General features: G+C 63.1%; 15 protein-coding genes. 11 read left to right on the top strand and 4 right to left on the bottom strand.

The annotated features are described in order from the left end of the window. From APH25_RS18955 to APH25_RS18945, 3 genes are all read left to right on the top strand, one after another. The gene (locus APH25_RS18955; protein WP_060483000.1) at positions 1-1,470 is read left to right on the top strand and encodes an efflux transporter outer membrane subunit; all 1,470 of its coding nucleotides are present in this window, start codon (positions 1-3) and stop codon (positions 1,468-1,470) included. 80 nt (positions 1,471-1,550) lie between these two features. Further along, a complete protein-coding gene (locus APH25_RS18950) occupies positions 1,551-2,510 on the top strand; it encodes an RHS repeat-associated core domain-containing protein (RefSeq protein ID WP_256217591.1) in 960 nt (319 codons plus the stop codon). 119 nt (positions 2,511-2,629) lie between these two features. Beyond that, positions 2,630-4,573, top strand: a complete 1,944-nt coding sequence (locus APH25_RS18945; protein ID WP_060482998.1) for an FTR1 family protein — start codon at positions 2,630-2,632, stop codon at positions 4,571-4,573. Positions 4,574-4,636: 63 nt separating this feature from the next. Here APH25_RS18945 and APH25_RS18940 read toward each other — a convergent pair whose 3' ends face one another. Continuing rightward, a complete protein-coding gene (locus APH25_RS18940; protein ID WP_028635558.1) occupies positions 4,637-4,882 on the bottom strand; it encodes a TIGR02647 family protein in 246 nt (81 codons plus the stop codon). A gap of 69 nt (positions 4,883-4,951) precedes the next feature. Then, a complete protein-coding gene (locus APH25_RS18935; RefSeq protein WP_028635557.1) occupies positions 4,952-5,257 on the bottom strand; it encodes a hypothetical protein in 306 nt (101 codons plus the stop codon). A gap of 147 nt (positions 5,258-5,404) precedes the next feature. Here APH25_RS18935 and APH25_RS18930 point away from each other — a divergent pair, with 147 nt between their 5' ends. After that, the gene (locus APH25_RS18930) at positions 5,405-6,067 is read left to right on the top strand and encodes a glutathione S-transferase (RefSeq protein WP_060482997.1); all 663 of its coding nucleotides are present in this window, start codon (positions 5,405-5,407) and stop codon (positions 6,065-6,067) included. A gap of 44 nt (positions 6,068-6,111) precedes the next feature. Here the strand turns inward: APH25_RS18930 and argH are convergent, their stop codons facing one another. Further along, positions 6,112-7,509, bottom strand: coding sequence for an argininosuccinate lyase (gene argH / locus APH25_RS18925; RefSeq protein WP_060482996.1), 1,398 nt, complete (start codon positions 7,507-7,509; stop codon positions 6,112-6,114). A gap of 309 nt (positions 7,510-7,818) precedes the next feature. Between argH and APH25_RS18920 the strand changes: the two genes are divergently transcribed. From APH25_RS18920 to APH25_RS18890, 7 genes are all read left to right on the top strand, one after another. Beyond that, positions 7,819-8,562 (top strand): LytTR family DNA-binding domain-containing protein, encoded by a 744-nt coding sequence (locus APH25_RS18920; RefSeq protein ID WP_060482995.1) that lies wholly within the window; start codon positions 7,819-7,821, stop codon positions 8,560-8,562. A gap of 181 nt (positions 8,563-8,743) precedes the next feature. Beyond that, entirely contained in the window at positions 8,744-9,685 is a 942-nt protein-coding gene (gene hemC, locus APH25_RS18915; protein WP_060482994.1) for a hydroxymethylbilane synthase, read from the top strand. Beyond that, positions 9,682-10,449 carry a uroporphyrinogen-III synthase gene (locus APH25_RS18910; RefSeq protein ID WP_060482993.1) on the top strand — a complete coding sequence of 256 codons (768 nt, stop codon included), beginning with the start codon at positions 9,682-9,684 and terminating at the stop codon, positions 10,447-10,449. The genes hemC and APH25_RS18910 overlap by 4 nt, the downstream gene beginning before the upstream one ends. Before the next feature lie 44 nt (positions 10,450-10,493). Beyond that, positions 10,494-11,594, top strand: a complete 1,101-nt coding sequence (locus APH25_RS18905; RefSeq protein ID WP_060482992.1) for a uroporphyrinogen-III C-methyltransferase — start codon at positions 10,494-10,496, stop codon at positions 11,592-11,594. Continuing rightward, positions 11,591-12,829 (top strand): heme biosynthesis HemY N-terminal domain-containing protein, encoded by a 1,239-nt coding sequence (locus APH25_RS18900; RefSeq protein WP_028635550.1) that lies wholly within the window; start codon positions 11,591-11,593, stop codon positions 12,827-12,829. The genes APH25_RS18905 and APH25_RS18900 overlap by 4 nt, the downstream gene beginning before the upstream one ends. Before the next feature lie 223 nt (positions 12,830-13,052). Continuing rightward, the gene (locus APH25_RS18895) at positions 13,053-13,568 is read left to right on the top strand and encodes a disulfide bond formation protein B (RefSeq protein ID WP_060482991.1); all 516 of its coding nucleotides are present in this window, start codon (positions 13,053-13,055) and stop codon (positions 13,566-13,568) included. 232 nt (positions 13,569-13,800) lie between these two features. Next, positions 13,801-14,271, top strand: a complete 471-nt coding sequence (locus APH25_RS18890; protein WP_028635548.1) for an Rsd/AlgQ family anti-sigma factor — start codon at positions 13,801-13,803, stop codon at positions 14,269-14,271. A 9-nt stretch (positions 14,272-14,280) separates the two neighbouring features. Here the strand turns inward: APH25_RS18890 and APH25_RS18885 are convergent, their stop codons facing one another. After that, positions 14,281-14,919: an FKBP-type peptidyl-prolyl cis-trans isomerase gene (locus APH25_RS18885; protein WP_060482990.1), complete on the bottom strand. Its 639-nt coding sequence runs from the start codon at positions 14,917-14,919 to the stop codon at positions 14,281-14,283. Positions 14,920-14,980 lie beyond the last annotated feature (61 nt).

The following is a 14,980-nucleotide window of genomic DNA, read 5'->3' as shown; positions in this document are numbered from 1 at the left end:
ATGAAACAGCTGATGCTGGCGGGTCTCTGCCTGTCGCTGGGCGCCTGCATGATGGTCGGCCCCGACTATGAAGTGCCCAAGGACGCCGCCGTGCAGCGCAGCGACCTCAACGGCCCGTTGCGCCAGGACAGTGGCAGCGTGGTGTCGGCACCGGTGCCCGAGGGCTGGTGGCAGCTGTATCAGGACCCACGCCTCAATGCGCTGGTGCGCCAGGCGCTCAGCGCCAATACCGAGCTGCGGGTTGCAGCGGCCAACATCGCCAAGGCTCGTGCTCAGGTGGACGTTGCCGAATCCCAGGGCGGCTTCAGCGGCGGCGTCAAGGCCGGTGCGCAACGCCTGCAAGAGTCGGGTGAAGCCTTCCTGCTGACCGAAAAAGTGCCGGTGGCCAACATCGGCGAGGCGATCATCAGCGCCTCGTACCAGTTCGACCTGTGGGGCACCTTCAAGCGCGGTACCGAGGCTGCCAAGGCCAATGCCGATGCGGTGCAGGCGGCTGCCGACACGGCGCGCATTACCTTGGTGGCGGATGTGGTCAAGGCCTATACCCAGGTGTGCTCGGCCAACGAGGAATACCACATTGCCCGCGAGTCACTCGACCTGCAGCAGCAGAGTGTGCAACTCAGCCAGCGCCTGCGTGATGCGGGCCGTGGCGATGAAACGCAGGTTACCCGCTCGCAAACCCAGTTCAAATCGTTGCGCGCCGAGTTGCCGCGCTTCAAGGCCGAGCGTGAAACGGGCCTGTATACCCTGGCGGCGCTGCTGGCCAAGCCGGTGGATCAGTTGCCGGCCGGCACTGCCGAGTGTGCCGAACTGCCACAGCTTCATCAGTTGGTACCGGTCGGCGATGGCGCGGCGCTGCTCAAGCGCCGGCCTGACGTGCGCCAGGCCGAGCGGCAACTGGCTGCTGCCACAGCCACCATTGGCGTTGCTACCGGCGCGCTGTACCCAGACATCAGCATCGGTGCCCAGGTAGGTACCATTGGCATCCTTGACAACCTGGGCGAGCCTGCAACCAACCGCTGGGGCTTTGGTCCGCAAATCAGCTGGTCCATCCCTACCAATGGCACCCGCGCGCGCATTCGCATGGCTGAAGCCTCTACCCAGGCGGCGTTGGCCCATTTTGATGGTGTGGTGCTGAACGCCATTCGCGAGACCCAGACCCGGCTTGCCCAGTACAGCGCCTTGCTTGACCGCCGTGATGCCCTGGCCGAGGCGGAAAGGTCGGCGAAAGAAGCGGCAGACCAGACCCACCGCTATTACCAGGCAGGGCGCGAGTCGTTTTTGGCGGACTTGCAGGCGACGCGCACGTACACCGATATGCGTGCGCAACTGGCGGCGGCGAATAGCCAGGTGGCGGTGGGGCAGATTGGGGTGTTCCTTGCACTGGGTGGCGGCTGGAAGGCAAGCTCGATTAGGCAGCCACCGTCACCGAGTGACGTCAATGATGGCGCGTTGGGAGGGAAGCTTTAACCTTTGATAGGGTTGCTAGTTATTCAGTTGTCGGGCGCTCTGCGAGAATTTCCTGATCGTCCAACATGTGGAAATTAAAAATGTCGAGCGCTGTATCAGGAGCTTCCCTAAATCGCTTTTATCGCGGTAAAACCTTGACGACCCAGGTCGGAACGTTGGATGCATTCACGCTACTGATGTTCGGGCAGGCGCCTATTGCTCAGGTGAGCCATAGGCAAATGGCCGACGCCACCTTGCTGGCGGTGGATGAGATGCAGCACGTGGTGGCGTGTCAGGCCGGCCCCCATCGGCAGCATTTGAGTTATTCGCCTTACGGATTCAGCAGCAGCCCGCAAACGGTACTGGCGGGGTTCAATGGCCAGGCCATCGATCAGATAACGGGCTTCTCTTTGTTGGGCGGCGGTTACCGCGCTTACAGTCCAGAGCTGATGCGCTTCAATAGCCCCGACAGTTGGAGCCCGTTTGGGGACGGTGGGTTGAACAGCTATGCATACGTGTCCTGTGAGCCTGTCAGTCACGCTGACCCTACCGGGCACATGCCTCAATATCGAAGAAAGTCCCTCACGGTTCCGCCGCCTCATCCCACAGCCGAGTCGCGCAGACGGCACAGTACTGCGCCCTTGAAAGCGCCGTTGGCAAGCCGACTGGCTTCTACCGGTTCAAGCACTTCTGAACTGTCAAAATCCTCGGGTTCCCTAGGCAGCCTGACTTCAAGCAATGCGAGTTCCACCTCCCAACTATCAGGGCATTCCAACGTGTCGGCAGCCTGCACCAAGGGGTGGAAACTGGACAAGTCCAAGGCCACGTTCAAAGTGCTCACATCCGCTGAGCAGCAGGTGTTCGATACTTTTCAGAATGCGATCCATCACCATGGCATGTCCCCCAAGGAGGCAGCCATCAAGGCAGGTGATACTAACTACAAGTTTCTATCCAATGCGAAGATTCAAAATTTTCAAATTCGGTTAAGTCAAAGTCAGCGGGTGTCGGGTGAAATCAGCGGGAACACTGCAATCATTCGACAGGTTGGAGGGCATACCTGATACCGCATCTCGTCCCTCGCCGCCCTTGGGTTTTGGCGCTACTGGTGACCCGGGTTTGTAACAAAATTATTCATGAAATTCGTCTGGTAGCCTTGAGCCAACGCGAGCCGAAGTGAACAATGTTCTCTTTCGCATTCCCTCCGAGACTGGCCATGAAAACCCGTTCCCGTCTGCTGTCCTGGCTGCCCGCGTTGCTGCTTGGTCCAGTGCTGGCGCTATGCAGCACCCTGGCGCAGGCCGAAGCGCCCGCTGAGGCCGCCAAAGCGCTGCACTTGCTTGACTACATTGGTGCGGATTACCCGCCCACCGTGCGCGATGGCAAGGTAGTGGACAGTGGCGAGTACCGTGAGCAGCAGGAATTCAGTGCTGTGTTGGCTGATCTGGTTGACAGCCTGCCGGCCAACGCCGAACACAACGCGCTGCAGCAAGGCATCCAGGCCCTGCGCCAGGCCATCGACCAGCGTCAGGATGGCGCTGCAGTCGCCAAGCAGGCTCGTCAATTGGGCGCTCGCCTGGCCGTGGCCTACGAGGTGAGCCAAGCCCCGGTGATCACCCCCGACCCGGCCCGTGGCGCATCGCTGTATGCGCAAAACTGCTCGATCTGCCATGGTGATACCGGGGCGGGCGATGGCCCGGCTGGGGTCGGCCTGGAGCCGGCCCCCGCCGACCTGCGAAATACCGAACGCCTCGACCAGTTGAGCCTGTTCGACCTCTACAACACGCTGGCTCTGGGTATCGACGGTACCGAGATGCCATCGTTCGCTGACCAGCTGGACGACCGCCAGCGCTGGGATGTGGCGGCGTATATCGCCAGCTTCACTGCCAACCCGCAAGCGGCAAAGGGCGACAAGGTGTGGAACCTGGCCGACCTGGCGCGCCAGACACCCGCGGAAGTGGCAGCCAACGAAGGTGCAGCAGCCGTGCAGGCGTTCCGCGCTCAGCGCGCCCAGCCGCCGCAGGTCAAACGCGGCCCGGCGCAATTGCTCGAGTACACCGCCACTACCCTGGACAAGAGCCTCGCCGCTTACCGTGCAGGCGACCACGACCAGGCCTACGACCTGTCGGTAGCGGCCTACCTGGAAGGTTTCGAGCTGGTAGAAAGCTCGCTGGACAACATCGACGCCCAGGCCCGCAAGGACACCGAGAAATCCCTGATGGCATACCGGCAGGCATTGCAGGATGGCTTGCCCATCGCCCAGGCCGAGCAGCGGCTGGCCGAAGCCAGAACCAAGCTGGACCAAGCCGCCAAGTTGCTGGGCAGTGATGGGCTGAGCTGGTCACTGAGCTATGTGTCTGGTCTGCTGATCCTGCTGCGTGAAGGCCTGGAGGCCATTCTGGTGCTGGCAGCGATCCTGGCCTTCCTGCGTAACACGGGCCAGCAGTCGGCGGTGCGCAGCGTCAACATCGGCTGGGGCCTGGCACTGGTTGCCGGCTTCGCTACGTGGGCGTTGGCTGCCTATGTGATCAATGTCGGTGGCGCTCAGCGCGAACTGCTCGAAGGCTGCACGGCGTTGTTTGCCGCGGTGATGGTGCTGTGGCTGGGGGTGTGGATGCATGACCGTCGCCACGCCGCAGCCTGGCAGGATTACATCAAGAGCAGCCTGGTCAGCGGTGGTGGCCGGTTCGGCTTCGCCATGCTGGCGTTCTTCTCGGTGTACCGGGAATTGTTCGAAGTGATCCTGTTCTACGAAACCCTGTGGTTACAGGCAGGGCCGGCCGGGCACCAGGCGGTATTGGCGGGCGGGGCTACTGCACTGGTGCTGCTGGTGGGGTTGGCATGGGTCATCTTGCGGGGTTCGGCCAAGCTGCCGCTGTCACTGTTCTTCAGCATCAACGCCGCGCTGCTGTGCGCACTGTCCGTAGTATTTGCAGGGCATGGCGTAAAGGCATTGCAGGAAGCAGGCGTGCTGGGTACCCGGCCGGTGGCGTTCTTTGAGTTCGATTGGCTGGGGATTCACGCCGACGCCTATTCGCTGTCGGCACAGGCAGTGGCCTTGCTGGCCATCGTGTTCCTGTACGGGCGCTCGCGGCTGATGGAAAAGCGCCGGGCCGCTGTTAGCTGACGCAGTGCTGGCGCACCCCCAGGGCTCGCGGATGAAACCGCTCCCACCGGGGGTGCTCGGGTTTCAGGCTGGCTGCGGTGATTTGAGGATGTTCTGCAGCAACTGCACGCTCTCCACCGCATCGTGCCCAAGGCTGGTCAGGTAACCGCCGTCAGGCTGATCGGTCAGGCCCTTGTCGTGCAGGCGCTGCGCCGCAGCGATCAGGGTGGGGGAGGCGTTGTTGTGAATCTTGATGCCTTCCTGGCTGCTGTCGAGGTTGAACAGCGCAAGTACTTCCAGTTCGGCGATCAATTCGGGGGAAAAGGACATGGCGACTCCTGACTTCCAGACAAGGATGGCGGCACCACAAGGGGTGCCTGACCTAGGAGTGTAGCCGGCTTATTCGTCGTCGCCTTGATCCATCTCAGGCGGCAGCTCAGGCAATGCGCGCAGCGCCGCTTCGTACCACTGGCCGTCGAACTCGCGGTCTTCGCTGAGCATGTTGTCGATCTCGAAGGCAAGAACGTGTGCCATCAGGTTCAGGATGTCTTCGCGCGCGTAGCCGACCAAGGTCAACTTGTTGAACGTGGCCTTGGCCGCAGGGGGCTCGCCGCTTTCGATCTGGTTCTCGATTGCCTGCGTCAACGTAGCCTCGGCAAAGGCCTCGTCGTCTTGATCATCGTCGATGTCGGTGTGTTCGCTCATGGCGCAACTCCTGTTGTGGGATGCACAGTTTGCCACGGCTGTATCGGCAATGCCCGGCCATCGACCGCGTGCATGACGCTGGTCAGGCGCGGGCGATGGGGCTATAAAAGCCGTGCCATTTTCTTACGGCCCGGAGGCTGTCAACCCATGCTCAAGCTCTACGGATTCCCTGTCAGCAACTACTACAACATGGTCAAGTTGGCCTTGCTGGAAAAGGGCGTGCCTTTCGAAGAGGTGCTGTTCTTCAGTGGCCAGACCCCGCAGGTACTGGAAGTCAGCCCACGTGGCAAGGTGCCGGTGCTGCAAACCGAGCACGGTTTCTTGAGTGAAACCAGCGTCATTCTCGATTACATCGAGCACACCCAAGGCGGCAAGGCGCTGCTGCCGGCTGACCCTTTCGCCCAGGCCAAGGTGCGTGAGCTGGTCAAGGAAATCGAGCTGTACATCGAGCTGCCTGCGCGCACCTGCTACGCCGAAGCGTTCTTCGGCACGCCTGTGGAGCCGCTGGTCAAGGAGAAGGCGCGTACCGAGTTGCTGTCCGGCTTCGCCACCCTCAAACGCAACGGGCGTTTCGCACCCTTCGTGGCGGGCGATCAACTGACCCTGGCCGACCTGATGTTCTGCTTCTCGGTTGACCTGGCGAGCGCTGTGGGCAAGAAAGTGCTGAACATCGACTTGCTGGCGGACTTCCCCCAGGCCAAGGCATTGCTGCAGCAGATGGGCGAGAACCCGCACGTCGCACGGATTGTCGCAGACAAGGAGGCGGCGATGCCGGCCTTCCTCGAGATGATGCGTAACCGCAAACAGTGATGGGGGGCGGCCTTGCGACGCGATGCGCAAGGCCGCTGCGGCACCTAGGCCCGCTGGGCCAGCAGTGCCGTACCGCGGGCAACCGCCGCGCGTACCTGCGCAGGCGCCGTGCCGCCGATGTGGTTACGGGCATTCACCGAGCCTTCCAGGGTCAGCACCGCAAACACGTCCTGCTCGATCTGGTCGCTGAACTGGCGCAGTTCCTCCAGGCTCATTTCGGCCAGGTCCTTGCCGGTGTCCACACCGTACTTGACCGCGTGGCCAACGATTTCGTGGCAGTCGCGGAACGGCAGGCCACGGCGCACCAGGTAGTCGGCCAGGTCAGTTGCGGTGGAGAACCCACGCAGGGCGGCTTCACGCATGATGGCGTGCTTGGGCTTGATGGCCGGGATCATGTCGGCAAAGGCGCGCAGCGAGTCGCGCAGGGTGTCGGCGGCGTCGAACAGCGGTTCCTTGTCTTCCTGGTTGTCCTTGTTGTAGGCCAGCGGCTGGCCTTTCATCAGGGTCAGCAAGCCTGTCAGGGCGCCAAACACGCGGCCGCTCTTGCCACGCACCAGCTCCGGCACGTCCGGGTTCTTCTTCTGCGGCATGATCGAGCTGCCGGTGCAGAAGCGATCTGGCAGGTCGATGAACTGGAACTGCGCGCTGGTCCACAGCACCAGCTCTTCCGAGAAGCGCGACAGGTGCATCATCGCCACGCTGGCCGCAGCGCAGAATTCGATGGCGAAATCACGGTCCGACACGCCATCGAGCGAGTTGCCTGCCACGGCCTCGAAGCCCAGCAGCTTGCACGTGAGCTCGCGGTCGATGGGGTAGGTGGTGCCGGCCAGTGCAGCGCTGCCCAATGGCATGCGGTTGGTGCGCTTGCGGCAATCCACCAGGCGCTCGTAATCGCGGCTGAGCATCTCGAACCAGGCCAGCAGGTGGTGGCCAAAGGTGACCGGCTGGGCGGTTTGCAGGTGGGTGAAGCCTGGCATGATGGTTTCGGCTTCGCGCTCGGCCTGTTCCAGCAGCCCCTTTTGCAGGCGGGTGATTTCGCCCAGGATCAGGTCGATTTCGTCACGCAGCCACAGGCGGATATCGGTAGCCACCTGGTCGTTGCGGCTGCGGCCGGTGTGCAGCTTCTTGCCGGTGATGCCGATGCGGTCGGTGAGGCGTGCTTCGATGTTCATGTGCACGTCTTCGAGGTCCACGCGCCAGTCGAAGGTGCCGGCTTCGATTTCGCCCTGGATGGTCTTGAGGCCATCGATGATGGTGTCACGCTCGGCATCGCTGAGGACGCCGACCTGTGCCAGCATGGTTGCGTGGGCAATCGAGCCCATGATGTCGTGGCGGTACAGGCGCTTGTCGAAGTCTACCGAGGCGGTGAAACGGGCGACGAAGGCGTCGACGGGCTCACTGAAGCGGCCGCCCCAGGACTGATTGGTCTTGTCAGTGCTCATGAATTCACTCATTGCAGGCGTGAACGAAAAAATTGCCGCGATGATAGCAGGGTTGGGCCCGCTGCCGCAGGGCGCAGGGCGCAGTTAATCGACAGACGAAGGCTGCGCAAAACCGTTGCAGAGATTTTCAGGATTGAACGGCAGTGTCCCACGGACCGTCTACAGTTTGACAAGGGGTGGGCAGCGAATCTGCCGGCTCCAGTGAATCTTTGGCCATCGCACCGGTCTAGAGCGTGACACGCAGCATCGCTCCACTCACACCTGTCTACGCCATGACCGTGCAGACTCATTCAGGAATCCAGCGCAACTATGAATGTCCTGATCGTTGATGACGAACCCCAAGGCCGCGAACGCCTAAGCCGATTGCTCGGTGAACTCGAGGGTTACACCGTGCTGGAGCCAAGTGCCACGAACGGCGAGGAAGCGCTTGCACTGATTGAAAGCCTCAAGCCTGATGTGGTTTTGCTGGACATCGGCATGCCAGGGCTCGATGGCCTGCAGGTGGCCGCGCGCCTGTGCGAGCGCGAGGCGCCGCCGGCGTTGGTGTTTTGCACCGGTGACGACGAATATGGCGCCGAGGCATTCGACGGCAGCACCCTCAGCCATGTGACCAAGCCAATACAGCCGCAAACCCTGCGCGACGCGCTGCGCAAGGCGGACAAACCCAACCGTGCGCAACTGGCTGCGCTCACCCGGCCGGGCAGCGAAGGGGGTGGGCCACGTAGCCATATCAGTGCCAGAACCCGCAAGGGCATCGAGCTGATCCCCATACACCAGGTGATCTATTTCATCGCCGATCACAAGTACGTGACCTTGCGTCATGAAGGTGGCGAGGTGCTGCTCGATGAACCGCTCAAGGCGCTGGAAGACGAGTTCGGTGATCGCTTCGTGCGTATCCATCGCAACGCACTGGTCGCCCGCGAGCGTATCGAGCGCCTGCAGCGTACGCCGCTCGGCCATTTCCAGCTTTACCTCAAGGGGCTCGATGGTGACGCCCTCACGGTGAGCCGCCGCCACGTGGCCGGTGTGCGCAAAATGATGCAGAACCTCTAACGTTGCCGGCCTTCTCTGCACGAGCGGGCTTGCCCGCGACAGGCCGCCCAGCGACCTTGATACACCCGCACCGACTACTTCAGCCCCAGGTTCACCATCGCACCCGCTGTTGATCCGCATCTGCTAGAGCCTGCGACGATGCTGTTATCATCGGTGGCATTTCTAGGTATCGGGGCGTTACATGTCCACTCGCGAAATCCGCATTGCCACCCGTAAAAGTGCATTGGCCCTGTGGCAGGCCGAATACGTCAAAGCCCGTCTTGAGCAGGCTCACCCAGGCCTGCACGTGTCTCTGGTGCCGATGGTGAGCCGCGGCGACAAGCTGCTGGATGCTCCCCTGGCGAAGATCGGCGGCAAGGGCCTGTTCGTCAAGGAACTGGAAAACGCCCTGCTCGACAACGAAGCCGACATCGCTGTGCACTCGATGAAGGACGTCCCCATGGACTTCCCCGAAGGCCTGGGGCTGTACTGCATCTGCGAGCGCGAAGACCCGCGCGACGCGTTTGTCTCCAACCGCTTTGACAGCCTCCAGGCGCTGCCGGCCGGCAGTGTCGTCGGCACCTCAAGCCTGCGCCGGCAAACCCAGCTGCTGGCCCGCCGGCCCGACCTGCAAATTCGCTTTTTGCGCGGTAACGTCAATACGCGCCTGGCCAAGCTCGATGCCGGCGAATATGACGCGATCATTCTGGCGGCTGCCGGGCTGATTCGCCTGGGCTTCGAAGACCGCATCACCGACAGTATCAGCGTCGATGACAGCCTGCCCGCTGGCGGCCAGGGCGCGGTCGGCATCGAGTGCCGCAGTGCCGACGCGCACATCCATGCGCTGCTGGCAGCCTTGCACCATGGGGACACCGCCGACCGCGTAGTCGCCGAGCGCGCCTTGAACAAGCGCCTGAACGGGGGCTGCCAGGTGCCCATCGCGTGCTATGCAGTGCTCGAGCAGGACCAACTGTGGCTGCGTGGCCTGGTTGGTCACCCGGATGGCGGCACTCTGCTGGTTGCCCAGGCCCGCGCGCCACGGGCGCACGCCGAAGCCCTGGGCATACAGGTGGCTGAAGACCTGCTGAGCCAGGGCGCCGAGGCTATCCTCAAGGAAGTCTATGGCGAGGCTGGCCATCCGTGAACCCCTGGCGACTGTTGCTGACCCGGCCTGCCGAGGACTGCGCCGCGCTGTCGCAAAGCCTGGCTGACGCCGGGGTGGGTAGCAGTTGCCTGCCCTTGTTGGCCATCGAACCTGTACTTCCCGACGCCAGGCAACGGGCACTGTTGAGTGAGCTGGGGCAGTTTGGCGGCATCATCGTGGTAAGCAAGCCGGCTGCCAGGTTGCTGCTTGAACAGGTGGCCGCGTGTGGCCTGCCTATGCCGCCGCGCGGCTGGTTCACCGTGGGTGCAGCGACCGCTGCCGTATTGCAACAGGCAGGCCTGCACGTAAGCTACCCGGCGGCAGGCGATGACAGCGAAGCCTTGCTGGCGGTGCCGGCGCTGCGCCAGGCGGTGGCGGGTGCCGCCCCGCGCATGCTCATTGTGCGCGGCGTAGGAGGTCGCGAACTGCTGGCAGAGCGTCTTGCACAGCTAGGTGCCAGCGTCGAATATCTGGAACTGTATCGTCGCTGCCTGCCTGCTTACCCGGCAGGTACCCTGATGCAGCGCATCCACGCGGAACGCCTCAATGGCGTGGTGGTCAGCAGTGGGCAGGGTTTCGAACACTTGCAGCAGCTGGCTGGCACCGCGTGGCCGCAGATTGCGCGCATGCCGCTGTTCGTGCCGAGCCCGCGGGTAGCCGAGCAGGCCAGGGCCGCAGGGGCCCAACAGGTTGTGGATTGCCGTGGCGCCAGCGCCACGGCCTTGCTGGCAGCCGTGCAGCGCAGCGCTGCACCTGCCGATTAGGCGCTAAGCTGTACGCGATGCGCCCCCATGCAAAGGATGGATACGTGAGCGAGACTGTCTTGTCCAATAATGATCAAACCGCGGCCCAGGTGCCGACGGAGCCCGTCACCCCCCCCTCCGGCAAACGCTCCGGCAACGGCCTGGCTGCGCTGGCCTTGCTGCTGGGCGCTGCGGGCGTTGGCGTCGGTGGCTGGGGTGCCTGGCAGGTGCACCAGCTGCAGGGCGATGAATTCGACCAGGGCCAGCACCTCGAAGCATTGAACCAGCGCGCCGAGGCGCTGCAGCAGCGTGAGCAGCAAATCAGCGCGCAGTTGGCCAGCCTGCCGGCGGCCAGCGAGCTGGAAGACCGCCGCCGGCTGGTTGCCCAGCTGCAAGGCGATCAGCAGCGCCTCAGCCAGCGGGTTGAAACCGTGCTGGGCGAAAGCCGCAAGGAGTGGCGCCTGGCAGAGGCCGAGCACCTGCTGCGCCTGGCGACCCTGCGCCTGTCGGCCCTGCAGGACATCACCAGTGCCAAGGCGCTGGTCGAGGGTGCGGACGAAATTCTGCGCGAACAGAGCGACCCGGGTGCCTTCGCTGCCCGCGAGCAACTGGCCCGCAGCCTCGCTACCCTCAGCAGCACCCAGCAACCCGACCGCACTGGCCTGTTCCTCAAGCTGGCCGCCCAGCGTGAGCAAGTGCAACAGCTCAGCGCCCAGTCGCCGGAGTTTTCCAGCGATGCCAATGCAATAGGCGCACTCACCGCAGATGGCGATGGCCCAAGCCGCCTGGCGCAGTGGTGGTCGGAGATCTCCAAGTACTTCCAGATCGACTTCAATGCCGACGACAACGTGCGGCCTCTGTTGGCAGGCCAGCAACTTAACCAGTTGCGCCTGGCACTGAGCCTCACCATCGAACAGGCCCAGTGGGCCGCGCTCAACGGTGATGCCAAGGTCTACACCCAGGCACTGGATGATGCCCGCAGCGTGCTGGTCGCCAACTTCAACGCCGATAACCCGCAAAGCAAGGCCATGCTCGATAGCCTCAACGCTCTGGCCGAGCAGCCGGTATCGGTGGTCACCCCTGACCTCAGCCAGAGCCTGGCTGCCGTGCAAAACTACATCCAGCGCCGCCACTTGCCGGCTGATGCCGAGGGGGGCAAGCCATGAAGCGCGTGTACCTGCTGGCGGTGCTGGCCATCGTGGTTGCCGCAGCGCTGGGTGTGGCCGTGGCCAACCACAGCGGCTACGTGATGGTGTCCTATGGCAGTTTCCGTTATCAGTCCGGCTTGTGGGCTGCCCTGTTGGGGTTGCTTGCGGTGGTGGCGGTGTTGTTGTTGCTGCGCTTTCTGGTTGGGCTGGTGCTGGCCTCGAGTGGTGCAGTCAACCCCTGGTCGCGACGCAACCGCAGCCGGCGTAATCGGTTGGCCGTCGAGCAAGGGCAGCTGGACCTTGCCGAGGGCCGCTGGGCCAGTGCCCAGCGCCACCTGCACCGTGCCGCCGAGGCCGAGCGCCAGCCTTTGATGTACTACCTGGGTGCTGCACGTGCGGCGAACGAGCAGGGCCGCATCGAAGACAGCGACAACCTGCTGGAGCGCGCCCTCGAACGCCAGCCGCAAGCCGAACTGGCCGTTGCCCTGACCCATGCCCAGTTGCAGATGGACCGCGGGGATAGCGATGGCGCCTTGGAAACACTGCTGGCCATGCAACAACGCCATCCGCACAACACCCAGGTGCTGCGCCTGCTGCAACGCCTGCACCTGGAGCGCGGCGACTGGTCGGCACTGATCCGCCTGATGCCAGACCTGCGCAAGAGCAAGGTATTGCCGCCTGCCGAGCTGGCGGCGCTGGAGCGCCGTGCCTGGGGCCAGAACCTGAGCCTGGCAGCCACCCGTGGTGAAGATGCCCAAACCGCCCGGCAGGCCCTTGAACGCGCCTGGCAGCAATTGACGTCTGCCCAGCGCCAGGAGCCGCAGCTGGTGCTGGCCTATGCCGAGCAGCTACGCCAGGCAGGTGCCCAAAGCGAGGCCGAACAGGTGCTGCGCGCTGCGCTCAAGCGCCAGTACGAAAGCCACCTGGCCCGGCTGTATGGTCTGGTTCGCGGTGATGACCCTGCGCGTCAGCTGCAAACCGCCGAAGGTTGGCTCAAAGAGCACCCGCAGGACGCCAGCCTGCTGCTCACCTTGGGCCGCTTGAGCCTGCAGAACCGCCTGTGGGGCAAGGCCAGGGATTATCTGGAAAGCAGCCTGCGCATGGAGCGCAACCCGGAAACCTGCGCCGAGCTGGCTCGGTTGCTGGCGGGCCTGGGTGAAACCGAGCGCAGCAACCAGCTGTTCCAGGAAGGCCTTGGTTTGCTTGATGAGCGCCTGCTGGCGTTGCCCCTGCCAGAAAGCGTCCGCGCCTGAACCACCCCTGGGCCCGCGCAATGCAGCGGGCTTAGGGGGCGGGTAATTTCTCCACTGGTGTAGGTAAATTCTGCGGTCTTTGTCCTAAGGCCCTTCCTACCATTTAGCTGGAAATTTCCTTCGCCGTGCAGTGAATTGTCTGGGCAGTAGCGCCTTGAAACAAAGGATACGTTTCCTCTACCGTTTCAGGCCTACCCTACCAACCCCGGAACATTCAACGCCCATGCTGCCGGCCCGCTTGCGCACCTTCTTCCTACCTGCCTGCCTGGGCGCGCTCGTGGTGCTGATCGCCACCTTCCAATTGCAGGCAGCGCTGGCGCTTTCGCCTTGCCCATTGTGTTTCAGCCAGCGGTTGATGCTCGGGGGCTATGCGCTGGTATGCCTGCTGGCAACACTCCATGCCCCTGCCTCGCGAGGCAAGCGCCGCTATGCGAGGGTTGCACTGGGTTGTGCGTTGGCCGGTGCCCTGCTGGCCGCACGGCACGTATGGCTGCAGGGTGCCGACGATGCCGGCCACGCCTGCCCGGTGCCGCTGGCGCGCCTGTTCAGGCAGTCCTGGAGCGAGGCCGCCCGGCAGCTGTTGTTTGGCAGCGCCGACTGCAACTCGCTGGCCTGGAGCTTTCTGGACCTGACCCTTCCCGAGTGGAGCCTGCTGGCGTTCTTGCTGCTGGCCACGCTGCCGTTGGGCTATCTGCTGGCGAGCCGCCTACATACCTTGGCAATGCGCGACCTCAAGTAGCTTGCACAGGCGCTGTGGGCCGCCAGCGCGACCAGTGGCCGTGTAACCGTGTATTAAACACTTGTACGAAGTTAGTCCGCTGCGTACCTTGAAGGGCAGCACGTGCGGGAATAATCTGCCTGCACGCATAACGCACATACTACGGCTCGATGCCGTTCTGCTGATCCACCTTTGTGCCGCAAGGTTCGGGTACGAGGTGCAGCGGCATCTACCCAAAAGGGAAGAGATCGCCATGCTAGATAGTTGTCAGAATGCTCAGGAACGTTGGGGCGGGGTAAACAACCTGATCGACCGTTGGCTAGCGGAGCGCCAGGAACTGGTACACGCATTCGCTGCCCTGCGTGATGTGAAACCTGCCTTTGCCGACAAGGACACCAACGGCGACTTCTGCGCCTTGCTGGTGGATTATGTATCGGCCTGGCACTTCGAAGTGTGCGAACAGCTGATCAGCGAAGCCAAGGCGTTTGGCGATGAAAAAGCGCTGGAGCTGGCCGAAGAGATCAACCCTCGGATTATCGACATTACCCAGATTGCGCTGGCGTTCAACGACCATTGTGAAAAGGCCGAGTGCCGCGACACTGAACGCTTTGCCGAGAAACTTGGCAAGCTGGGCAGCCTGTTGCACGAACGCTTTGAACTTGAAGACTGCCTGATCGAAGTGTTGCACACCGCGCACAAGGAAGAAGGCGCGGTTCAAGCCTGAGGCGCAGCGCTAGTCGGCTGTTTGCAGCAACTCGATTTCAAAGACCAGCGGAGTGTAGGGGGCGATGAGGTCACCCGCTCCGTCGGCACCGTAGGCCAGTGCCGACGGGATCACCAGGCGCCACTTTGCGCCCGCCCGCATCTGTGGCAATGCCACCCGCCAGCCCTCGATCACCGAGTCCAGGCTAAACCACTGTGGCGATTGGCTGCGGTCGAACACCGAGCCATCCGGTAGCCACCCTACGTAGTTCACCTGCACCTTGCCTGCCGCTTTTGGCTGAGCGCCACTGCCGGGTTTGACTTCGCTGTACAGAATGCCTTGCTGCAATTCATGTACGCCGTGACGCGCCCGCTCGTTGGCCATGAAACGCACTTCGGCGGCTTGTAACTTCTGCGTCGCCGTATCCGCCTGCTGAGTTTCATGTTGTTGTAGCAGTGCCTGCATACGCCCTTGTTCCAGCTTCAGCGGCTGACCCTGGTACGACTGGCGCAGGCCTTCGACCAGGGCATCCAGTTGCAGGCCGGGCATGTCCTGGCGCAAGCGCTCGCCCAGGCTGGCCCCCAGGCTGTAGGCGAGGTCGTGCTCATCGTTATCGGCCATGCACAACGGCGCCAGCAGGCACAAACCCAGAACAAGATAGCGCGGCATGGTCAGCCCCTGTGTGGATGAAGGGCCAAGTATGCCAGCCTTTGCCTGCAGCGCGGCTGTT

It is taken from the genome of Pseudomonas sp. NBRC 111119, assembly GCF_001320125.1.
Taxonomy (GTDB): Bacteria; Pseudomonadota; Gammaproteobacteria; order Pseudomonadales; family Pseudomonadaceae; genus Aquipseudomonas; species Aquipseudomonas parafulva.
This window is presented reverse-complemented; position numbering and strand designations above follow the sequence as displayed.